Source organism: Thiocapsa sp., from assembly GCF_011390875.1.
Classification (GTDB): domain Bacteria; phylum Pseudomonadota; class Gammaproteobacteria; order Chromatiales; family Chromatiaceae; genus Thiocapsa.
This window is the reverse complement of the sequence record NZ_JAABRP010000019.1, coordinates 24,388-46,611: the sequence shown is the minus strand read 5'-3', so window position 1 is coordinate 46,611 and position 22,224 is coordinate 24,388. Positions and strand designations below refer to the sequence as shown.

20 protein-coding genes are annotated in these 22,224 nt (G+C 65.1%); 16 read left to right on the top strand and 4 right to left on the bottom strand.

The features are described 5' to 3' along the window. On the bottom strand, window positions 1–835 hold an 835-nt coding region (locus tag GPT33_RS02630), incomplete at its 3' end, for a serine/threonine protein kinase (protein WP_296805658.1). A gap of 78 nt (window positions 836–913) precedes the next feature. Between GPT33_RS02630 and GPT33_RS02625 the strand changes: the two genes are divergently transcribed. After that, window positions 914–1,879: a hypothetical protein gene (locus GPT33_RS02625; RefSeq protein WP_296805656.1), complete on the top strand. Its 966-nt coding sequence runs from the start codon at window positions 914–916 to the stop codon at window positions 1,877–1,879. A gap of 41 nt (window positions 1,880–1,920) precedes the next feature. Here GPT33_RS02625 and GPT33_RS02620 read toward each other — a convergent pair whose 3' ends face one another. After that, the gene (locus GPT33_RS02620) at window positions 1,921–2,250 is read right to left on the bottom strand and encodes a type II toxin-antitoxin system RelE/ParE family toxin (RefSeq protein WP_296805655.1); all 330 of its coding nucleotides are present in this window, start codon (window positions 2,248–2,250) and stop codon (window positions 1,921–1,923) included. After that, complete coding sequence (locus GPT33_RS02615) at window positions 2,247–2,531, bottom strand: type II toxin-antitoxin system ParD family antitoxin (protein ID WP_296805653.1); 285 nt, start codon at window positions 2,529–2,531, stop codon at window positions 2,247–2,249. Before GPT33_RS02615 ends, GPT33_RS02620 begins: the two co-directional genes overlap by 4 nt. A 203-nt stretch (window positions 2,532–2,734) precedes the next feature. Between GPT33_RS02615 and leuC the strand changes: the two genes are divergently transcribed. The 15 genes from leuC to GPT33_RS02540 all read left to right on the top strand — a co-directional run bounded on the left by leuC (window position 2,735) and on the right by GPT33_RS02540 (window position 21,188). Further along, window positions 2,735–4,138 carry a 3-isopropylmalate dehydratase large subunit gene (leuC, locus tag GPT33_RS02610; RefSeq protein ID WP_296805651.1) on the top strand — a complete coding sequence of 468 codons (1,404 nt, stop codon included), beginning with the start codon at window positions 2,735–2,737 and terminating at the stop codon, window positions 4,136–4,138. Next, the gene (gene leuD, locus GPT33_RS02605) at window positions 4,138–4,800 is read left to right on the top strand and encodes a 3-isopropylmalate dehydratase small subunit (RefSeq protein ID WP_296805649.1); all 663 of its coding nucleotides are present in this window, start codon (window positions 4,138–4,140) and stop codon (window positions 4,798–4,800) included. The genes leuC and leuD overlap by 1 nt, the downstream gene beginning before the upstream one ends. A gap of 282 nt (window positions 4,801–5,082) precedes the next feature. Further along, window positions 5,083–6,156, top strand: a complete 1,074-nt coding sequence (gene leuB, locus GPT33_RS02600) for a 3-isopropylmalate dehydrogenase (RefSeq protein ID WP_296805647.1) — start codon at window positions 5,083–5,085, stop codon at window positions 6,154–6,156. Window positions 6,157–6,302: 146 nt separating this feature from the next. Next, the gene (asd, locus tag GPT33_RS02595; protein ID WP_296805645.1) at window positions 6,303–7,418 is read left to right on the top strand and encodes an aspartate-semialdehyde dehydrogenase; all 1,116 of its coding nucleotides are present in this window, start codon (window positions 6,303–6,305) and stop codon (window positions 7,416–7,418) included. A gap of 162 nt (window positions 7,419–7,580) precedes the next feature. After that, window positions 7,581–10,535: a FimV/HubP family polar landmark protein gene (locus tag GPT33_RS02590; RefSeq protein WP_296805643.1), complete on the top strand. Its 2,955-nt coding sequence runs from the start codon at window positions 7,581–7,583 to the stop codon at window positions 10,533–10,535. Window positions 10,536–10,663: 128 nt separating this feature from the next. Continuing rightward, complete coding sequence (gene truA, locus GPT33_RS02585; RefSeq protein ID WP_296805662.1) at window positions 10,664–11,461, top strand: tRNA pseudouridine(38-40) synthase TruA; 798 nt, start codon at window positions 10,664–10,666, stop codon at window positions 11,459–11,461. Window positions 11,462–11,569: 108 nt separating this feature from the next. Continuing rightward, the gene (locus tag GPT33_RS02580; protein WP_296805641.1) at window positions 11,570–12,196 is read left to right on the top strand and encodes a phosphoribosylanthranilate isomerase; all 627 of its coding nucleotides are present in this window, start codon (window positions 11,570–11,572) and stop codon (window positions 12,194–12,196) included. Beyond that, entirely contained in the window at window positions 12,180–13,445 is a 1,266-nt protein-coding gene (gene trpB / locus GPT33_RS02575) for a tryptophan synthase subunit beta (RefSeq protein WP_296805639.1), read from the top strand. The genes GPT33_RS02580 and trpB overlap by 17 nt, the downstream gene beginning before the upstream one ends. After that, on the top strand, window positions 13,442–14,263 hold the full coding sequence (gene trpA / locus GPT33_RS02570; RefSeq protein WP_296805637.1) for a tryptophan synthase subunit alpha: 822 nt from the start codon (window positions 13,442–13,444) through the stop codon (window positions 14,261–14,263). The genes trpB and trpA overlap by 4 nt, the downstream gene beginning before the upstream one ends. 196 nt (window positions 14,264–14,459) lie before the next feature. Continuing rightward, entirely contained in the window at window positions 14,460–15,341 is an 882-nt protein-coding gene (gene accD / locus GPT33_RS02565) for an acetyl-CoA carboxylase, carboxyltransferase subunit beta (RefSeq protein WP_296805660.1), read from the top strand. A 182-nt stretch (window positions 15,342–15,523) separates the two neighbouring features. Continuing rightward, window positions 15,524–16,819: a bifunctional tetrahydrofolate synthase/dihydrofolate synthase gene (folC, locus tag GPT33_RS02560; protein ID WP_296805635.1), complete on the top strand. Its 1,296-nt coding sequence runs from the start codon at window positions 15,524–15,526 to the stop codon at window positions 16,817–16,819. A 228-nt stretch (window positions 16,820–17,047) separates the two neighbouring features. Beyond that, a complete protein-coding gene (locus GPT33_RS02555) occupies window positions 17,048–17,665 on the top strand; it encodes an SPOR domain-containing protein (RefSeq protein WP_296805633.1) in 618 nt (205 codons plus the stop codon). A gap of 53 nt (window positions 17,666–17,718) precedes the next feature. Then, a complete protein-coding gene (locus GPT33_RS02550) occupies window positions 17,719–18,210 on the top strand; it encodes a CvpA family protein (RefSeq protein WP_296805631.1) in 492 nt (163 codons plus the stop codon). A gap of 235 nt (window positions 18,211–18,445) precedes the next feature. Further along, window positions 18,446–19,960: an amidophosphoribosyltransferase gene (gene purF / locus GPT33_RS02545; protein ID WP_296805629.1), complete on the top strand. Its 1,515-nt coding sequence runs from the start codon at window positions 18,446–18,448 to the stop codon at window positions 19,958–19,960. Beyond that, window positions 19,938–21,188, top strand: a complete 1,251-nt coding sequence (locus tag GPT33_RS02540) for an O-succinylhomoserine sulfhydrylase (RefSeq protein ID WP_296805627.1) — start codon at window positions 19,938–19,940, stop codon at window positions 21,186–21,188. The genes purF and GPT33_RS02540 overlap by 23 nt, the downstream gene beginning before the upstream one ends. A 293-nt stretch (window positions 21,189–21,481) precedes the next feature. Here the strand turns inward: GPT33_RS02540 and pilV are convergent, their stop codons facing one another. Beyond that, window positions 21,482–22,219 (bottom strand): type IV pilus modification protein PilV, encoded by a 738-nt coding sequence (gene pilV, locus GPT33_RS02535; RefSeq protein WP_296805625.1) that lies wholly within the window; start codon window positions 22,217–22,219, stop codon window positions 21,482–21,484. Window positions 22,220–22,224 lie beyond the last annotated feature (5 nt).

Genomic DNA, 22,224 nt, shown 5'->3' with positions numbered 1-22,224 from the left:
TGATGCGCAGGGTACGCAACGCCTCGACCAGATGAAGCTCGCGATAATCGAGCTCGAAGAAATCTTCGTAGCCGGCCAGGACGTCGGCGAGCTGCCCGCTCATCTCCTCGCGATCGCCCGAGAGCAGCATCCAGAGATCCTGGATGGCCGGGCCCATGCGCGCGTCGTCGAAGTCGACGAAGTGCGGGCCGGCGTCCGTCCAGAGCATGTTGCCGCGGTGACAGTCCCCGTGCAGCCGGATCAAGGCCGGCGCGCCGGCGCGTGCGTAGCACGCGCGCACGCCGCCGAGCGCCTGCTCGACGACGCTGCTGTAGGCGGGAAGCAGGTCCTTCGGGATCCAATCGTGCGCCAACAGAAAGGCCCGCGGCTCTTCGCCGAACGTGTCGATGTCGAGCGTCGGGCGGTGCGCGAAGGGCTCAAGTGCGCCGATCGCATGGATGCGTCCGAGCAGACGCCCGAGCCACTCGAGGACGCTCGGGTCGTCGAGTTCGGGTGTGCGACCACCCCGCCGGGGCGTGAGCGAGAAGCGGTGGCCGGCATAGGCGTGCAGGGTATGGCCGGCGATAATCGACGGCGGCACTGCCGGGATTTCGTGCTCGGCCAGCGTTCGGGTGAAGCTGTGCTCCTCCAAGATGGCCGCGTCGCTCCAGCGTTCCGGCCGGTAGAACTTGGCGATGAGCGGCTGCGCATCCTCGATCCCGATCTGATAGACGCGATTCTCGTAACTGTTGAGTGCGAGCATGCGACCGTCTGTCGGCAGCCCGAGGCTCTCGATCGCGGTGAGCACGAGATCCGGGCTGAGATCGGCGTAGGGGGTGGGATTGGGCGTTATCATGATCGGATTCTAACGGATCCCGATCCGCGGGGTCGGAAAACGGATCCGGGTTCGAGGAACCGTGGGAGCACCAACGTCATGTATCGACATTCGAAACAGCTCGGCATTTGGCCGGCCGCTCTGCTTATTGTACTCAGCGTGTCGTCCGCCCGGGCCGAGACGCTGCGCTTCTTCGCTGCGGGCGATCTGCCCTATTTCGCCGCAGAGACCGAACAGCTTCGCGATCTCTTCGACACGGCCGAGGCCGATGGGGCGCCGTTTCTGATCCATGTCGGCGACATCAAGTCAGGCAGCAGCCCCTGCACGGACGCCAACCTCAAGGAGGTCGCGGATCTCTTTCGGGCGCGGGCCGTGCCCGTCGTTTTCACGCCCGGCGACAACGAGTGGACCGATTGTCATCGCGAGCGTGCCGGCGCCAAGGATCCGCGGGAGCGTCTGGCGCGGGTGCGCGAGGTGTTCTACGCAGATCCGGCCGTGCTCCGGCTCGATCGTCTTGATACCGTGCGCGGCGCGGGTGCCGACGCGACCGACTATCCCGAGAACTACATCTTCATCCGCGACGGGGTCCTCTTCGTCACGGTCCATGTCGTCGGCAGCAACAACGGCTACGCGCCCGATAACCCGGCCGCCGTCGCTGAATTCGAGGCACGCGATGCCGCGAACGTGCGTCTCCTGCGCCAAGCGGCCGAGCTGGCAGGGGAGCGCGATGCGATCGCGATCGTCATCGTCTTTCAAGCGAATCCGCAATTCGAGAAGACCCGGCCGGCGCGCGGTTTCGTTCAGCTGCGGCGTGCGCTCGTCGAGCTGATGGGCGCCTATCCCGGACCGGTGCTTGCAATCCACGGCGACACGCATCGCTTCAAGCACGATCGCCCCCTAATCGATCCCGCGACGGGCGAACCCTTCGAGCGCTTCGTGCGAGTCGAGGTGCCGGGCTCGCCGGTGGTCGGTGGGGTCTGGATCAGTGTCGACCCGCAGGCGGAGGAGCCGTTCGGGGTCAGCGAGATGTATCCGATTTCGCTGGATCGGTTGATGCAGGAGTAAACCTCGGGTGTCCGCCGCGCGGGACGCCCATGGTTATCGAATCAATCTGCGTCCCTGAGTGCGCCGGACACATCCATTGCATCGTGCAGCAGGCGGATGACCTGGATATCGCCGTCCGGCGCGACGCGATAGACGAGGAGATGCCTGGCAGGTTGGCCACGCCGGGCGATGTGGAAGGTGCGAATCCCGGGCCGAATCTCATCGCGCGCACGGCTTGCCGGAGGTTCCGGACTGTCGAGCAAATCGCCGAGCGCGTTCTCGATGAGGAGCCGATAGTGCCGGCGCTGCTTCTCCCCCCAACGTTTTCCGCTGTGCTGCAACGCCCCCGCGATATCCCTGCGCGCAGATGCGGAGATGACGAGCTTTGTCATCTCGACCGCGGAATCTCGGCCGGCTCGATGCTGTCGAGATAGTCGGCGATCTCCGCCCGCGTACCGACAGGCTGAAAGCGACCTTCGTCGAGATCACGCAGACCGATATCCACGGCCTCTCGGAGTGCTTCCAAGCGCGCGGCATCCTCGGCCACGCGTTGTTCGAGTAACCGCAGGCCTTCGCGCAGCACTTCGCTGGCGTTCTGGTACCGACCGCTGTCGACAAGGCTGCCGATCAGTGATTCTTGATGATCCGTGAGAACGACGTTTCGCGTAGGCATGGTTCTCTTCTCCTCACCGTTTGCAGGTCGAGGCTAGCAGGAATTGGCATCATCTGCCAATGCGGTGCCGAGCCCGGTCCTCAACCTCTCGTCCGGCCGCCGTCCGATACCCCGCGCTCGTTGACATGCTGCGCCGCCGCAATTGAGTTTGACTGCCCCGGCGTTTATGCTTCGCGATTCGTTTTTGTTTCGAGGCCGGAGCCATGGGTGCCAAGACCCTCTACGCTAAACTTTGGGACGAGCATGTCGTCCATCTCGACGAGAACGGCACGGCCCTGCTCTACATCGACCGCCAGCTCGTGCATGAGGTGACCTCGCCGCAGGCCTTCGAGGGGCTGCGTCTGGCCGGTCGGCGTCCATGGCGGGTCGCGGCGAATCTGGCCGTGCCGGATCACAACGTGCCGACGCGCGATCTTGCGGCCGGCATTACCGATCCGGTCTCCAAGATCCAGGTCGAGACGCTCGACAGCAACTGCGCCGAGTTCGGGATCACCGAGTTTCGGATGTCGGATCCGCGCCAAGGCGTGGTGCACGTGATCGGCCCGGAGCAGGGCTTTACCCTGCCGGGTACGACCGTCGTCTGCGGCGACTCCCACACCTCGACCCACGGTGCCTTCGGTGCGCTCGCGTTCGGCATCGGCACCTCCGAGGTCGAGCATGTGCTCGCGACCCAGTGCCTGATCCAACGCAAGTCCAAGACGCTCCTGATCAGCATCGACGGGCAGGTCGGTCCGGGCGTCACCGCCAAGGACATCGTGCTTGCCATCATCGGCGAGATCGGCACGGCCGGCGGGACGGGCTCGGTGATCGAATTTGCCGGCGACGCCATCCGCGCACTCTCGATGGAAGGGCGCATGACCGTCTGCAACATGGCGATCGAGGCCGGCGCGCGGGCGGGACTGATCGGCGTCGACGAGAAGACGATCGAGTATCTGCGCGGCCGTCCCTATTCCCCGACCGGCGAGCTCTTCGAGCAGGGAGCCGCCCATTGGCGCACGCTGGTCAGTGACCCCGGAGCCCATTTCGATCGTGTGGTCCGGATGGACGCGGCGGCCATTCAGCCGCAGGTCACCTGGGGGACCTCGCCCGAGATGGTGGTCCCGATCGATGGTCAGGTCCCGGATCCGCAGCATGAGCAGGACCCGGTGCGGGCCGAGGGCATCCGCCGTGCGCTCGATTACATGGGTCTCGAGCCCGGCACCGCGATCCGCGATATCCGCCCGGATAAGATCTTTATCGGATCCTGCACCAATTCGCGGATCGAAGATCTGCGTGCCGCCGCCGAAGTCGTCAAGGGCCGCAAGGTCGCCGACAGCATCCAACTGGCGCTGGTCGTGCCCGGGTCCGGCCTGGTCAAGGCGCAGGCCGAGTCCGAGGGGCTGGACCGCATCTTCACCGAGGCCGGTTTCGAGTGGCGCGAGCCCGGATGCTCCATGTGTCTGGCGATGAACGCCGATCGGCTCGAGCCGGGCGAACGCTGCGCCTCCACATCCAACCGCAATTTCGAGGGCCGGCAGGGTCAAGGGGGTCGGACCCATCTGGTCAGCCCCGCGATGGCCGCCGCCGCCGCGGTGACCGGTCACTTCGTCGACGTGAGGGAGCTCTGATGGAACCCTTCCAAAACTTCACCGGCATCGTCGCGCCGCTCGATCGCTCGAACGTCGACACCGACGCCATTATCCCGAAGCAGTTCCTGAAGAGCATCGCGCGCACCGGCTTCGGGCCCTATCTCTTCGACGAGCTTCGCTATCTGGATCGCGGCGAGCCGGGGATGGACTGCACGAACCGGCCGCTCAACCCGACCTTCGTGTTGAACGACCCGAGATACGCGGGCGCGCAGATCCTGCTCGCTCGCGAGAACTTCGGCTGCGGCTCTTCGCGCGAGCATGCGCCCTGGGCGATCGCCGATTTCGGGCTGCGCGTCATCATCGCACCGAGCTTTGCCGACATCTTCCACAACAACTGCTTCAAGAACGGTCTTCTGCCGATCGTGCTTGCGCCGAAGATCGTCGACGACCTCTTCGCTCGTGCGAACGGTGTCCAAGCACTGCGGATCAGCGTCGATCTTCCCGAGCAGGTGCTCGTGCTGGACGACGGCACCCGCATTGCGTTCGACGTCGAGGCAGGCAACAAAGAACGTCTGCTCAAGGGCCTGGACGACATCGGCGTAACCTTGGAGCAGGCCGATGTCATCCGTGCCTACGAGGAGCGCCGTCGGGGCGAGGCGCCCTGGCTCTTTTCCGCGCCGCAGCCCGGATTGAGCGTTTGATTCGCTGCCATCTTGAGATGGTTATGTGAGACCTTGGTGCTTGGAGGATGGGTTTCGCTGCGCTCTCGGGATGGATATGTGAGACCTTGGCGCTTGGAGGATGGGTTTCGCTGCGCTCTACCCATCCTACGTCTTTCGGTTGTTTTTGAATCGTTGTCAAACCGCGCCGGCTCCGACAGTCGTCGGAGCCGGCGCGGTTAAGCCACACCAACAAACGACGCATACCGCACCGGGCGCGGTTTAAGAGCGGCATACCACGAGACTGGATTAAGCGAGAAACCATTGAGCAAAAAGATATTGGTGTTGGCGGGTGACGGGATCGGCACGGAGATCGTGGCCGAGGCCGTGAAGGTTCTGAATGTCCTGCAAGCCGAAGGGGCCATCGATGTCTCCCTGCAGGATGGCTTGGTCGGTGGTGCGGCCTACGACGCCGCCGGCGATCCGCTGCCCGAGGAGACGCTCGCGGCCGCGCGTGCATCGGATGCCGTGCTGCTCGGTGCGGTGGGCGGGCCCAAGTGGGAGCCGCTGCACATCTCCAAGCGTCCCGAGAAGGGACTGCTCGGCCTGCGAGCGGGTCTCGGTCTCTTTGCCAACCTGCGCCCGGCGATTCTCTATCCGCAGCTGGCCGATGCCTCCACGCTCAAGCCCGAGGTGGTCTCCGGGCTGGACATGATGATCGTGCGCGAGCTCACCGGCGACATCTACTTCGGCCAGCCGCGCGGGGTCGAGACCCTGCCGTCGGGCGAGCGTCGCGGCTTCAACACCATGGTCTACACCGAGTCAGAGGTGGAGCGCATCTGCCGGGTCGCCTTCGACATCGCCATGAAGCGCGGCAAGAAGGTCTGCTCGGTGGACAAGGCGAACGTGCTGGAATGCACCGAAATGTGGCGCGAGGTCGCGACCAAGACGGCCGCCGACTATCCGGAGATCCAGCTCTCGCACATGTACGTGGACAATGCGGCGATGCAGCTGGTGCGCGCGCCCAAACAATTCGACGTGATGGTGACAGGCAACATCTTCGGTGACATCCTCTCGGACTGTGCGGCCATGCTGACCGGCTCCATCGGCATGCTGCCCTCGGCGTCCTTGAACGAGAAAGGGCAGGGCATGTACGAGCCGATCCACGGCTCCGCACCCGACATTGCCGGCAAGGGCGTCGCCAATCCGCTTGCCACCATCCTCTCGGTCGCCATGATGCTGCGCTATTCGCTCGACGCCGCACCCGCAGCCGAGCGCATCGAGGCCGCAGTCTCAAACGTCCTCGACCAGGGCCTGCGCACCGCCGACATCATGTCGAGCGGCATGCGTCAGGTCGGCACCGCCGAGATGGGCGACGCGGTGGTGGCTGCGCTTTAGGAGCCGCCGGCCCGGTTGTGCTGACGATAGGAAGCGCAACTCGCGCCGAGGGTTCGTTGTGCCTCGCGGGGCTCGGCACAACCTACGCGGCCGGCGGCAGGAGGCAGAACGACAGACACAAGTATCCACGATAACGGAGTACCTCAATGAAGCGTGTCGGATTCATCGGCTGGCGTGGCATGGTCGGCTCGGTCTTGATGGACCGCATGCGGGCGGAGGGCGATTTCGACCTGATCCCGGAGGCGGTCTTCTTCACCACCTCGCAGGTCGGTCAGCCGGGTCCGGACGTGGGGCAGGGTGCGCGTCCGCTGCAGGACGCCGAGTCCATCGATGCGCTGCGCGAGATGGACCTCATCCTGACCTGTCAGGGCGGGGACTACACCAAGGCGATCTACCCCAAGCTGCGCGCCACCGGCTGGGACGGCTATTGGATCGACGCCGCCTCGGCGCTGCGCATGGACTCGAATGCGACCATCATCCTGGATCCGGTCAACCAGCCCGTGATCGATGCCGCACTGGAGCAGGGCAAGCGCGACTTCATCGGCGGCAACTGCACCGTGAGCCTCATGCTGATGGCGATCGGCGGACTCTTCCGCGAGGGTCTGGTCGAATGGGTCAGTGCCATGACCTATCAGGCGGCCTCCGGAGCGGGTGCCAAGAACATGCGCGAGCTGCTGTCCCAGATGGGCGCGCTGCACGGCGCGGTGATGCCGCTCCTGGACGATCCCGCCTCCGCGATCCTGGAGATCGATCGTCGCGTCACGGAGACCATGCGCGGAAAAGCGTTTCCGACCGAGAACTTCGGGGCTCCGCTGGCCGGCAGTCTGATCCCCTGGATCGACACCGCCCTGCCGAACGGTCAGAGCCGCGAGGAATGGAAGGGCATGGCCGAGACCAACAAGATCCTCGGTCGCGAGGGTGATCCCGTGCCGATCGACGGTCTGTGCGTGCGCGTCGGTGCCATGCGCTGCCACAGTCAGGGCCTGACCATCAAGCTGACGCGTGATTGCTCGATCGCGCAGATCGAGCAGATCATCGCGGCGTCCAACGACTGGGTGCGGCTCATCCCCAACGATCGGCAAGAGACGGTACGCGACCTGTCGCCCGCGGCGGTAACCGGTACCCTGACCGTCCCGATCGGGCGGATCCGCAAGATGAACCTGGGCGAGCGCTATCTCGCCGCCTTCACGGTCGGCGATCAGTTGCTCTGGGGCGCTGCCGAGCCCCTGCGACGGATGCTGCGCATCCTGCTCGCGCGCTGATCCGGTCGCGTTCGGCGCCCGAAGACCGAAGCCGTTCTTGGTGTGCACCGACGCGTTCGGATATAGTCCGCTTGCTTCAGGGAAATTCGGGCCGGACGAGCCATCGGCCGCCGGCTCTCCCAATCCCGGCGGTCCGATGCCGCCAGCGCACGAGGGAGGCGGATGTCTCGTCAGGTCATTCAGGCGTCGATCGTAATCCTTGCCTTTATCGGCGCTGATGCGTTTGGACTCGGCCTTGGAGGATTACGCACCGAGTCCGCCCTTAACCAGCCTTTCGTCGGCGAAATCGATCTCTTCGACGTCAAATCCGACGAGCTCGATACCATCAAGGCGACTCTCGCCGGCGCAGATGCCTTTGAGAAATCCGGGGTCGAGCGTTATCACTTTCTGACCGGTCTCGTCTTCACGCCGGAGGAGTCTGCGCAGGGCGGTGCAGTGATCCGTGTGACGAGCCGCGAGCCGATCCGCGAGCCCTTCATGGATTTTCTCGTCGAGGTCGTCTGGCCGGCCGGTCAAATGGTCAAGGAGTTTACAGTCCTCTTGGATCCGCCGTCGATGTCCGAGCGGCGCGCGCCCGAGGTGCGGCCGCCCGCCATCGCGGATCGGCGAGCAGCGGCGCCTGCGTCGAGACCTCGATCGGCCGCGCCCTCCGAGCCGGCGCCGCAGCGCAGCGATGCTTCCGATCGTACCCCCTCGCAGCCCGCCCGCCGGATTCCAAGCGGGCCGGATGGATTCCCCGCCTATTTCGGTCCCGTGCCTTCGGGTGCGGGTCTGTTGCGACTGGCGCGCGGCGGCCAACCGACTGGCGCGACAACGGCCCAGACCGCCCTGGCGCTGTATCGCAACAATCAGGATGCCTTTATCGGAGGCGACATCGACCGTTTGATCGCCGGCAAGACGCTGGTGATCCCGACGCATTCCGAATTGTTTGCGCTCGACGAGGCTGCGGCCGCGACGGAGCTTCAGGCCGCGCTGCAGGGCGGTGCGGTGCGTCGCTCGCCCATCACCGAGGTTGCGCGGATCGACGACGCGGAAGCGGCGCAGAGCGCGCGGCTGCGCATTGCCGGCGCAGCCGCCGCTGCGGTTCCCGGCCCCCTTGATGTGCCGCCGACGCCATCCGCGGATGAGGCCGCACCGGACGCGGGTGTTCCGCTGTCACCGAGGGCAGATCTGGAGCAGGAGCTCCTGCTGGTGATCGAGGCGAGCGAGTCCGCCCGTCAGGAGACCGAAGAACTTCGAGAGCGCGTCCGTGACCTGGAGACCCAGCTCGCGGACATCCAGACCCTGCTCCAGTTGAGAAATGCCGAGCTGGCGCGCCTTCAAGGGGACGCGTCGGGCGAATCAGTGGGGATCGCGATCGATTCCGAAGGTCCGGAGCAGACGCCCGATCCGCTGGCCGTCGAAGCGGATACCGACGCAAACGGCAGTGAGGGGCCGATCGCGGAGCCTGCTTCGGAATCGATCACGGAGGAGATCGAGGCGGATCCCGACGACGCTTCGGTGGTCGTCGATGCGGGCGTCGAGCCGAGCGTTGCCGAGGTGGAAACCGACATCGTCGCGGGCAGCGACAACGACACCCCACCGGCGGCGGTCGACGTCGAGGAGGTCGAGATTTCGGCGGCAACCGACCCAGCGGCCACCTCGGCTTGGCATGACTATCTGCTCCCGCTGGCCGGTTTCGCGGGTGTGACCGCCATCGGCGTCCTCATGATCTCGTTGTTGTCGGCGCGCCGTCGTCGCCGCGAGCAGGAGGAGAACGAAGACGAATGGAGTATCGACTCCGGCGTCCTCGATTTCCCGGAGCAAGAACCGCCGCCAGAGCCATCGCCGTCCGAGCCTGCAGCGCCGGGGCCTGTCGGGCGTGAGCCGGCTGCACCCGAACGGCGGCCCGCCGATGTAGCGGCCAGCTCCCCGGCCGACGCCGGTCGCGCGCCACCGAGCGAGCCGGGACCCGCTGCGCCCGAGCCGACGGACCAAGATCTGCAGAGCGACTCCGGGTTGCTGATGCCGTCCTCCCACCTGACCTCGTTCGGGCATTTCGAGGCGGAGACCGACGAGGCCGATGCGCTCTCCGAGGCCGATATCTACATCGCCTACGGCCGTTACAAGGAGGCCGAGGACCTGCTGAAGCGTGAGCTCAAACGCTCGCCCGAACGTCTCGACGTACGATTCAAGCTGGCGGAGGTCTATGCCGGGTCCGAGAATCCCGAGGCGTTGCGCAAGCTCATGCACCACCTCAAGGCCACCGGCGCGGACACCGCGGAGCCGGCGCGCTGGCAGCGCCTAGGCGCCATCGCCGCGGTGGTCGAGCAAGGCGGGACCTGGGACCCCGGGGCCACGATGCCCATTACCGAGGCGACCGGCATCCCGGCACAGGAGACGGGTCCGGATCTCGCTGCTTTGGAGGGTGCCGCCGATTCGTTGTCCGGCGAGTCACGCGAGGACGAAAACGACTTCTTCCGGCTCGATCTCGGCGAGATCGAGTCCGCACCTCGTCCCGCGCGGACTTCCGGGACGGCGACACCGTCCCCGATGGCCAAGACGCCGTCCCCGCCGACGCCGACGCAGGACGAGGATCTTCCCCTGTTGTTCGACGACTCCGCGCTGAACGATTTGCCCGAGCTGTCCGGTCTGCAGGACCTGTCCGCACCGCTGAGCACCGAGGATCGGGATCGGCAGCGCGGGCCTTCCGAAGAGTCCGACTTGGTCCTGACGCTGGATGATCTTCGCGACTCCCGCGATTTGGATCTCGACGCCTTCCTGGACGCCGGACCGCCGCCGGTGGACACGCCGCAGGTGAACACGCCCGGGGCACAGCCCGAAGCGTCGCTGCCGAGCCCGGGGGTCCCGAAGAACGAGGTCGGTCCTTCCGCAGGCGATGCGCTCGGCAGCGCACCGTTGCCGGATGGGCTTGCGCACCCGGACGATGGGCTCTCCGAGCAATGGGCGATGGATTCCGGGATCTGGGACGAGAATGCTACCAAGCTCGACCTCGCGCGGGCCTACATCGATATGGACGACCTTGCCTCCGCGCGGGACATCCTCCAGGAAGTCATCGCGGATGGTCGCGAGGAGCAACGCCGCGAGGCGCAGGACATGCTGAGGACCCTCGCCTGAATGCCGAGGTGGACCCGGTTTCGATGACCCCACAGATACCGGCGCCGACAGCCGATCCGAGTCTCGAGTCGACCTCCGCGCCCGACGGATCGGGGCCGGTCGCTGCGGCGAACCCGCAACGGATCGCCATGGGTATCGAGTACGACGGATCGGCCTTTCGCGGTTGGCAGATCCAGGTCGGCGTGCGCAGCGTACAGGCGACGCTCGAAGAGGCGATCGGCCGGGTCGCCGATCATCCGATCCGCGCCCAGTGTGCCGGGCGCACCGATGCCGGCGTGCATGCCGAAGAGCAGGTGGTGCATTTCGACACCACGGCCCGCCGCAGCGAGCGTGCCTGGGTGCTCGGGACCAACGTCAATCTTCCGCCCGATGTCGCCGTGCGCTGGGCCTGTCCGGTCGATCCGCGGTTCCATGCCCGTTTCGACGCGCAGGCCCGTCACTACCGCTACCTGATCATGGTGCGTCCGACGCGCTCGCCCCTGCAGCGCGATCGCGCCGTCTGGAGCCACCGGCCCTTGGATATCGAGCGCATGCGCGAGGCCGGACAGGCACTCGTCGGCGTTCACGACTTTTCCAGCTTTCGCGCGGTCGCCTGTCAGGCGAAGAGCCCGATCCGTCATCTGCACTATCTGGAGCTGAGCGAGACGGATGGCCTCATTCAATTGCGGGTTGGTGCCAACGGGTTTTTGCACCATATGGTGCGCAACATCGCCGGCGTGCTGATGACGATCGGCCGCGGCGAGGCGCCGGTCGACTGGACGCGCGAGCTTCTGGAGCTGCGCGACCGCCGTCTCGGCGGTGTGACCGCCCCACCCCAAGGGCTCTATTTCATTCGCGCCGACTACCCGGAAGCGTTTCAACTGCCGTCCGGTCCGGCGCCGGCACCATCGACGGATCAGCACCATGTCCCACGCTCTTGTTTGTAATCACCTGAACCGCGTCGACTCGACGCTCGCATGTCGCTCCGACGCGCGATGCTCCGGCTCCCGTTGTGCCGTCGCTCAGGGATGCGGTTCAGTACGCATTCGCCAATCGTGAGAACCCGCGTTAAGATTTGCGGCCTGACGCGTCGGGCCGACGTGGATGCGGCGGTTGCCGCTGGGGTCGACGCGGTCGGCTTTGTCTTCCATCCGCCAAGTCCGCGTGCGGTGTCGCCGCAGGACGCCCGCGACCTCTGCGCCGGGTTGCCGCCATTCGTGACGGCGGTCGGGCTCTTTGTCGATGCCTCCCCCGAGCAGATCCGCTCGACCCTGGATCGGGTTCCGCTCGAGCTGCTGCAATTCCACGGAGAGGAGGCCCCGGAGTTCTGCGCGTCCTTCGGCCGGCGATGGATCAAGGCAATACGGATGCGTCCGGGCGTGGATCTGGCCGAGGAGCAGAGACGTTACGGCCGCGCCGCCGGGATTCTGCTCGACGCCTTCGATCCGGCTCGTCCGGGTGGGACCGGGCAACGCTTCGATTGGGATCGGATCCCGACGGCCCTTGCGACGTCGATCGTCCTCGCGGGCGGTCTGGATGTCGAGAATGTCGGAGAGGCGATCCGCCGGGTCCGCCCGTTCGGTGTCGACGTGAGCGGCGGTGTAGAGGCGTCCAAGGGCGTCAAGGACCATGACAAGATTCATGATTTCATGCAGAGGGTGAACGATGTCGACTTCTCCTGATCATCTCGGCTTGGCCGGCTTCGATTCGGCCGGCGCGCCGCACGCATCGTCCGGTGCTTACAATTGGCCGGACGCCGGAGGTCATTTCGGACCCTACGGCGGGATGTTTGTCCCCGAGACCCTCATGCATCCGCTCGAAGAGCTGCGCACGGCTTACGAGCGCTACATGGCCGATCCCCAGTTCCAAGCGGAACTCGATGCCGACCTGCAAGACTATGTCGGCCGGCCCTCGCCCCTCTATCACGCCGAGCGCTGGAGCCGCGAGCTCGGCGGTGCGCAGATCTTTCTCAAGCGCGAGGACCTTAATCACACCGGCGCGCACAAGGTCAACAACACCATCGGTCAGGCGCTGCTCGCGCGGCGCATGGGCAAGACGCGCATCATCGCCGAGACCGGAGCCGGTCAGCACGGCGTGGCCAGCGCGACCGTGGCGGCGCGGCTCGGGTTGGAATGTGTCGTCTATATGGGCGAGGTCGATATCGCCCGCCAAGAGGCCAACGTCTATCGCATGCGCCTGCTCGGGGCGCGCGTGGTCTCGGTCACCTCCGGCTCGCGCACGCTCAAGGATGCGCTCAACGAAGCGATGCGCGACTGGGTGACGAACATCGACAATACCTTCTATATCATCGGAACCGTTGCCGGTCCGCATCCCTATCCGGCCATGGTCCGGGATTTCCAGGCGGTCATCGGTCGCGAGGCCCGTGCACAGATGCTGGCGCGCAGCGGGCGTCTTCCCGATGCTTTGGTCGCCTGCGTGGGCGGCGGCTCCAACGCCATCGGCCTCTTTTACCCCTTCATCGGGGACGAAGGCGTGGCCATCTACGGAGTCGAGGCTGCAGGCGACGGTCTGCAGACCGGTCGCCATGCCGCGCCCCTCTGCGCCGGTCGGCCCGGCGTTCTGCACGGCAACCGCACCTATCTCATGGAAGACAACCACGGCCAGATCGTCGAGACCCACTCGATCTCGGCCGGGCTCGACTATCCGGGTGTCGGCCCCGAGCACGCCTGGCTCAAAGACAGCGGGCGCGCCCGCTACGATTCGGTTACCGACGACGAGGCCCTGCGTGCCTTTCATCACCTGACCCGCACCGAGGGCATCATCCCGGCGCTCGAGTCCAGTCACGCCTTGGCCTATGTGCACAAGCTTGCCCCGACCATGCGTAAGGATCAGACAATCATCGTCAATCTCTCCGGTCGCGGGGACAAGGACATGCACACGGTCGCCAGTCACGACGGGTTGGTGTTATGAGTCGAATCGCCGCACGCTTCGAGCAGCTTCGCGATCGAGGTCGCACCGCGCTCATCCCCTTCGTCACCGCCGGTGATCCGTCCGCCGCCGTGACCGTCCCGCTGATGCATGCGATGGTCGCCGCGGGCGTGGATCTGATCGAGCTGGGCGTGCCATTCTCGGATCCGATCGCCGACGGTCCGGTTATTCAGCGGGCGACCGAGCGGGCCCTCGCGCAAGGCGTCTCGCTGGACGACGTGCTCGACATGGTCCGGCAGTTCCGCGAGCAGGACACCGAGACGCCCGTCATCCTCATGGGTTATCTCAATCCGATCGAAGTGATGGGTTACGAGACCTTCGCGGTCGCAGCGCACGGGGCCGGACTGGATGGCGCCCTGATCGTGGACGTGCCGCCGGAGGAGGGCCACACCCTGGTCGAGATGCTGAAGACGCAGGGGCTCGACTTGGTTTATCTCCTGGCGCCGACCTCGACCGAATCGCGCATCGCCCGGATCGGCGCGGTCGCCTCCGGGTTTGTCTATTATGTCTCGGTCAAAGGCGTGACCGGGGCCGGGAACCTAGACACCGCCGCGGTGGCCGAGAAGGTGGGTCTCATCAAGTCGCTGATCCGCCTTCCGGTCGGGGTCGGATTCGGCATCAACAACCCCGAAACCGCGGCCTCGGTCGCCCGGGTCGCCGACGCGGTCATCGTCGGCAGCGCCATCGTGAGTCGAATCGAGGCGCTTGCCGCAACGCCGGAGCTTATACCGGAGGCCGTCGCAGAGTTTCTCACCGGTCTACGCCAGGCCATCGACGAGGTGGATGCCCATGTCGCCTAAGCCCCCCAGCCGAGTCCGCCACGCGCTGACGCGTTTGGATAAACCCGCCGCACCCACCCTGAATGGATCGGGGAAAACCGCGCCAGGCCAGAATGCACTCGGTCAAACCGGGCAGGCCCAGAGCCCGTCGCGTCGACCCACGGAGGACCTCAAGGGCGATCGTGCGGCGACCCTCAAACAGGCGATGGACAAGAGTATGAGCTGGTTCGAGAAGCTGATCCCGAGCCGCATCCGTACCGACGCGAGCACCAAACGGGCAGTCCCCGAGGGCGTTTGGGCCAAATGTCCGGGCTGTCAGGCCATTCTCTACCGCGCCGAGCTGGAGCGGAACCTCGAGGTCTGCCCCAAGTGCAGTCACCACAGCCGTTTGAGCGGGCGCCGCCGGCTCGAGACCTTTCTCGATCCGGAGGGCCGCGAGGAGATCGGGGTCGAGCTCGAGTCTCTGGACCCGCTGAAATTCAAGGATCTCAAAAAATACAAAGACCGTCTCGTTCAGGCCCAGAAGCAGTCCTCCGAGAAGGAGGCCATGATTGTCATGCGGGGTCGACTCAAGGGTCAGCCGATCGTTGCCTCGGCCTTCGAGTTCAGCTTCATGGGCGGATCCATGGGCTCGGTGGTCGGCGAACGGTTCGTGCGGGGTGTGGAGGCAGCGCTCGAGCAAAACTCGCCCTATGTCTGTTTCTCGGCGAGCGGCGGCGCACGCATGCAGGAGAGCCTCTTCTCGCTGATGCAGATGGCCAAGACCAGCGCGGCCCTAGGGCGCATGCGCGAGCACGCACTCCCCTTCGTCTCCGTGATGACGGATCCGACCATGGGAGGCGTCTCGGCGAGTCTCGCGATGCTCGGCGACCTCAACATCGCCGAGCCCAACGCACTGATCGGCTTCGCCGGCCCGCGCGTGATCGAGCAGACGGTTCACGAAAAGCTGCCCGAGGGCTTCCAGCGCAGCGAGTTCCTGATCGAAAAAGGTGCGCTCGATATGATCATCGATCGACGCGACCTGCGCGAGCGCATCGCCGATCTGCTCGCGATTCTGACGCATCGGCCCCGGTATGTGCGCACTGTCGTGCCAGTCTGAATCGCGTCTCGTACGGTTCGAACGGATCACGTTCGGCGCCGGATGTGCGTATTTTCGTGGGCCTTGGAGCGGACGCAATTCAGGATGTGGAATGCGGATCAGAGTGCGCCGTTGCGTCGGGCCTTGCACGGTGCAGGATGCCGCTTGACGTGGATGTGTAATTCGGCATCGGTACCGCCGACATGAGTCGTTTCGACAACCTCGACGCCTGGTTGAGCTGGCAGATGCAGCTGCATCCCAAGGCCATTGCACTCGGGCTCGAACGCGTGGCGGCCGTTTGGGAGCGCTTGGGGCCGGCTTCCTTGCCGTTTCCGCTCGTCACGGTGGGCGGGACCAACGGCAAGGGCTCCTGTGTTGCGATGGCGGAGGCGATCTGTCGTGCCGCCGGATATCGCACCGGAGTCTATAGCTCGCCGCATCTGCTGCACTACAACGAGCGCGTGCGCGTCGACGGGGAAGATGTTTCCGATGCGCTCCTCTGCGAGTCGTTCGAGCGGATCGAGCGGGCCCGCGGCGAGACGGCGCTCACCTATTTCGAGTTCGGTACCCTCGCGGCGCTCGATATCTTCGTGCGCGGCGCGCCCGATGTCGTAATCCTCGAGGTCGGGCTGGGCGGGCGACTTGATGCCGTGAATCTGTGGGACGCCGATGTCTCGGTGGTCACCTCGATCGGGCTGGATCATATGGCCTGGTTGGGCGGCTCCTTGGATGAGATCGCCTATGAGAAGGCCGGGATCTTTCGACCCGGCCGTCCGGCCGTCATCGGGCAACGTGATGCCCCGGCGCGGCTGCGGGCCGAGGCACAGCAGCGCGGGAGTCTGCCCATCCAGATCGGTCGGGAGATCGACTGGACGATCGGCGATGGCGGAGGCTGGATCTGGAGCGCGCCCTCGGGCGAGCGTCTGGCCTTGCCCGAGCCGGCGATGCGCGGCCCGTTCCAGTACGATAACGCCTCGGCGGCGATCGCAGCACTCCGCGCCTTGCATGGGCGCTTGCCGATCTCCGTCAACGCGATCCGCGCAGGGTTGCAGCGTGCTCGGTTGCCGGGCCGATTTCAGGTCTTTCCGGGGGCGCTGACCTATATCCTGGATGTCGCGCACAACGGCGAAGCGGCACAGGCGTTGGCCGCGAATCTGCGCGCCTTCGCCTGCCGAGGTCGGCTGCGCGCCGTCCTCGCCGTCCTGGGGGACAAGTCGCCGGCGTCGATCGTTGAGCCGCTCCTGCCCTACGTGAGCGATTGGTATTTGGCGCAGAGCCGGGATCCGCGCGCCATGCCCGTCGAGGTGCTGAGCGAGCGTCTCGTTGCGGTCTTGCCTGCGCCTGCGGCGGCGATTTCGTCGGATCTCGATGCCGCGCTCGATGCCGCGGAGTCCGCATCCGAGCCGGGGGATGCCATCTTGGTCGTCGGCTCCTTCACGAGCGTCGGCGCTGCGCTGCGACGTCTTGGTGAGGGCCTCGCAGGACGGGGGGTCGCCTAGGGGCGATGGCGTGCCTGGAGCCAACCGCGCGGTGCCTCTGACAGGTCCTGCCAAGGCTCATCGATCCGGGATTATCCAATTGAAATCAATAGCGATCTTTCCGCCGTGTCAGTAGTGCCACGGCAGCGGCGTGTTATACTGCCGGCCTTTGGGGTCGGATCTGGGATTATTCATCGGGCCTGACGGCGTCGGCGATGCGCGCGGCGCCCGGCGTGCGGGTGGAGACTTATGCAAGAAGGTGCAAAGAAGCGGTTGGTCGGGGCGGTCGTGATCGTCTCGCTGGCAATCATCTTCGTCCCGATGTTGTTCGAGGATGAGCCCGTGACGGCATTGCCGCCGCTACCCGCGGTCGTGCCGGAGGAGCCGGTCGTCGACGACCGATTCAGATCCGAATCATTCCTGACGCCCACCGATTCGGGCATCGGCGGATTTGCACAAGAGACATGGGTCGAGCCCGGTGCCTTGGCTGTTCCTGTCGAGGAAGTCTCGGAGCCTGTGTACGAAGCACCCGTCGGGGAGCCGGTCGCCGATTCGGACGAAGCGCCGCCGCCCGCGTCTGCGCCGGCGGAGCGTGTCCCCGTCGCACCGGCCCCGATGGCGCGGGACGATGGCATGCCGTCCTATGTTACCCAGGTCGCGAGCTTGGGGACTGCGGCAAGCGCGCAGGAATTAGCCGCAAAGCTTCAAGACGAGGGTTATTCCGCCTTCGTCGAGTCCGCCGAGGTCGGGGGGCGCACCTACTACCGGGTGCGTGTCGGGCCGGAGGTAGACCGTGCGCGCGCCGATAAGACGGCCGCCGAGCTCCGCCGGAAATACAAAGATCCGTTTGTTCAGCGCTATCCCTGAGCCGGGCTTTGTCCGAGCCGCGTTTTCTTCATTGACGGTGCGTCGGAGTGACGATGAATTGGGTCGACTATGCCATCCTCGGAGTGATCCTGTTGTCCGCCTTGGTCGGGATCGGGCGAGGACTGATCCGCGAGGTGGTGTCTCTGGGAGTCTGGATTGCGGCGATTCTGATCGCCTGGCTGTTTCACCGCGAGGTGGCGGAGCTACTGGTGCCTTATCTTTCGCAGCCGTCGGTACGCTTGGCTGCCGCCTTCGTCGGCTTGATCCTGGGAACCCTCGTGCTTGGCGCTATCCTGGGAGCCGTCCTGTCGGCCCTGATCGAGACGACGGGGCTCGGGGCGGTCGATCGCGTACTCGGGTTGTTCTTCGGTGCCGCCCGCGGCGTGGTGATTGTCGCCATGGCCGTCTTCCTGGCGTCCTTCACTCCCATGCCCGAGGACTCCTGGTGGCAGGAGTCACGACTTGTCGGCCAGTTCCAAACCGTCGCCGATTGGCTGATCAGCCTGGTGCCGGAAGATGTGCAGGTACGGGTCAAGAGTCTTTAGGTCTTTAGGTCTTGCGGTGCTTGGCTTCCAGCCTCCAGCCTTGCCGCTGGCTGCCAGCCCGGTTGTCAGCTTGTCTTCGCAGGCGATATCGGGAGACGCGTTCGGCGTAGGGCGGCCGGCTAATGCCGGGTCCGGGTTCGATGTTGTCCCGGGTCAACCTCGCGGGGTATAGTCCGCTGTTCCCATTCAGCAGCATCCACCTCGGTCTCCGGGGCTGGTCGCGGGCGAGGAAGTCATGTGCGGCATCGTCGGCATCGTCGGTAAAAGTCCAGTCAACCAAGCGCTCTACGATTCGCTGCTCGTGCTCCAACACCGGGGACAGGATGCCGCGGGTATTGTGACCTGTCAGGGCGACAAGCTCCATTTACGCAAGGATAACGGTCTTGCGCGGGACGTCTTCCGTACGCGCCACATGATCCAGTTGGGCGGCAACATGGGTGTCGGACATGTCCGCTACCCCACCGCCGGTGCGGCGAGCTCGGCCGAGGCGCAACCCTTCTACGTCAATTCGCCCTACGGCATCGTGCTTGCCCACAACGGCAATCTCACCAATGCCGAAGACCTCAAGCGCGACCTCTTCGTCGAGGATCTTCGCCACCTCAACACCGAGTCGGATTCCGAGATTCTGCTCAACGTCTTTGCCCATGAGCTTCAACTCCAGGGCAAACTCCGGATCGACGAGCAGGATGTCTTCCGGGCGGTTTCGGGCGTGCATCGACGGTGCCGCGGCGGTTACGCCGCCGTCGCGATGATCCCAGGCTTCGGCGTGTTCGGTTTTCGCGATCCGCACGGCATCCGGCCCTTGGTCTACGGCCGGCGCGAGACCGATCTGGGCACCGAGTACATGATCGCCTCGGAGAGCGTGGCGCTCGATACCATCGGTTTTACGTTGATCGCGGATGTCGCGCCGGGCGAGGCTGTCTTCATCAGTGTCGATGGCCAGATCCATACGCGTCAATGCGCCGCTCAGCCGATCCTCTCGCCCTGCATCTTCGAGTTCGTCTACTTCGCCCGCCCGGATTCCATCATCGACAACATCTCGGTGCACAAGGCGCGTTCGCGAATGGGCAAAAAACTCGCCGCCAAGATCAAGCGCGAGTGGTCGAATCACGACATCGACGTTGTGATCCCCATCCCGGACACGAGCCGCACGGCCGCGCTCCAGCTGGCCAATCAGCTCGGCGTGCCCTACACGGAAGGTTTCATCAAGAACCGTTACATCGGGCGGACCTTCATCATGCCGGGGCAGCAGGTCCGCAAGAAGTCGGTGCGTCAGAAGCTCAATGCCATTGACCTGGAGTTCCGCAAGAAGAACGTCCTGCTGGTCGACGACTCCATCGTGCGCGGTACCACCTCGCAACAGATCATCCAGATGGCCCGCGATGCCGGCGCGCATCGCGTCTATTTCGCCTCCGCGGCTCCGCCGGTACGCTTCCCCAATGTCTACGGAATCGACATGCCCGCCGCCAGCGAGCTCATCGCACATGGTCGAACGGAAGAAGAGGTCGCACGTGAGCTGGGTGCGGACCGACTCATTTTTCAAGAGCTCGGTGACCTGATCGACGCGGTTCAGAAGAAGGGTAAGAGCCATGTTGACCGCTTCGATACCTCGGTCTTCGACGGCGTCTACGTGACCGGCGACGTCACCCCCGAATATCTTCAGGCGCTCGAGGCGAATCGCAACGACGTCGCCAAGACCGCCTACGGCTCTTTCAGCGAGAACGTCATTGATCTCTACAATTCCGCCTGACGGGCGATCGGTCGCCGACGAGCCGACGTCAACGCCGCCTTCGGCCGTACCCGGATTTGCGACCCGCGCCGTGAGGGTCGGGCACCACCGTACCCCGGAAGGCGAGCACGGCGAGCCGATCTTCACCACATCGAGCTTCGTCTTCGAAAGCGCCGCGGAGGCCGCCGCGCGATTTTCCGGCGATCAAGCGGGCAACATCTATTCGCGTTTCACGAACCCGACGGTTTCGGCCTTCGAGGAGCGTCTGGCCAGCCTCGAAGGCGGCGAGCGCTGTGTGGCGACCGCTTCCGGCATGTCCGCGATCCTGGCTGTCTGCATGGGTCTGCTCGAGGTCGGGGACCACATCGTCGCCTCCCGGAGCCTGTTCGGCAGCACCACGCTCCTCTTCAACAAGTATCTCTCCCGGTTCGGTGTCGCGACCAGCTATGTGGCTCTCGGCGACCTGGAGGCATGGGACGCGGCGATTCGCCCCGAGACCCGGCTTTTGTTCTGCGAGACGCCGTCCAATCCGTTGACCGAGATGGTCGATATCCGGGGTTTGGCGGAGGTTGCACATCGCCGCGGCTGTCTTCTCGCGGTGGATAATTGCTTTTGCACCCCGGCCCTGCAACGCCCGCTCGAGCTCGGTGCGGATCTGGTCATCCATTCCGCCACCAAGTATCTGGACGGGCAAGGGCGTTGTGTTGGCGGTGCCGTCGTCGGCGATCGCAATCTGGTGGGCGAGGGGGTCTTCGGGGTGTTGAGAACGGCTGGCCCGACCATGAGCCCCTTCAATGCCTGGGTCTTTCTCAAAGGGCTCGAGACGCTGAAGCTGCGGATGCTCGCCCATGCCCAATCCGCGGCGGCACTCGCGCAATGGCTGCTCGCGCAGCCGGGTATCGAGCGCGTCTATTATCCCGGCTTGCCCGATCACCCCCAGCATCATCTGGTCGGCTCCCAACAGCGCACCGGCGGCGGCATCGTCGCCTTCGACGTGCGCGGCGGTCGCGACGGTGCCTGGCACCTGATCGACTCGACCCGGCTGCTGTCCATCACGGCCAATCTCGGCGATGTGAAGACCACCATTACCCATCCGGCGACGACCACCCATGGTCGGCTTACGCCGGAAGAGCGTGCCGCCGTCGGTATCGGCGAAGGGCTCGTGCGGGTGGCGGTCGGGTTGGAAGAGATCGAAGACATCCAGGCCGATTTGGCGAGCGGTCTGGAGGCGCAGCGCTCCCTGGGGTGATGCCGGGAGAGGCACGTCTCGTCTGTACCTCAGACGATTTACCCTAGATCCGGCTTGAGTCGCCCCGACATGGCTTGTCGTATTTGCCGCTCGACAGGTCACCTAAACCGCGTCCGGAGCGAGATGCGTCGTTTTCATTTTGCGTTTGGCTTCGGAGATGTCCTCGACCCTGGAGAGACGCGGTTTAGAATTTAATATTTTTTAAGACTTTAAACCGCGCCAGCTCCGACAGTCGTCGGGGCTGGCGCGGCTAAGCCATTCCAACAAATGACGCATATCGCACCGGGCGCGGTTTAGTGCGGGCAGATTGCGATGAAGCTCGTGTTCTTCTTGATTCCGTCAGGCGCCTTGGTTTCACAGAAGGCTGCACTGCAGCAGCTGCCGTTGCTTTCGACAAGTTTGATCTCGTTCTTGTTTTGTCCGTAGAAGCACGAGCACGAACCTGGGCCGGAGACGTCGTCATCCTCGCTCGACTCGTCATTGCTGTTTCCATCGTCACCGCCTGAATCATCCTGACCTCCGGGTTCGTCGCCATCTTCCGAGTTGTTCTCGCCAGAGGCGTCGTCGCCGTTGCCGGAATCGCCGCTGTCCTCGCCCGCATCCCCTATCGTGTCCAATGCAACAGCTGCCGACTCGGCGATGAAGGTCGTGAGGGTGACGGAGGGCGAGTCCGCATCTTTGCCCTCCTCGCCCGGACGGGTCCAGCGGGTCGTGACCGAAACCTCGTTGTAGGGTGGGTCGGTGCTCGGGGTGGCGGTCCAGGTGCGCGAGAAGTCGGTGGTGCCGCCCGCGGCGGCCGGGATGAGATCCTCGCCGCCGGAGATGGCCGCATAGTCGCTCGCACGCAGCTCCTCGAGCTTCTCTTGAGCTAGGTTGACCGCGACGGTTTGCGTCTTGCTGTCGCCGGTCTCTGTCATGACGCGCGTTTGAATCTGCATCAGGCCGAAGAGCCCGAGCGAAAGCACGACAAGTGAGATCAATGCCTCGATGAGGGTGAAGCCACGTTGGCGTTGTTGTTGCCGTAGTATCACCAGTC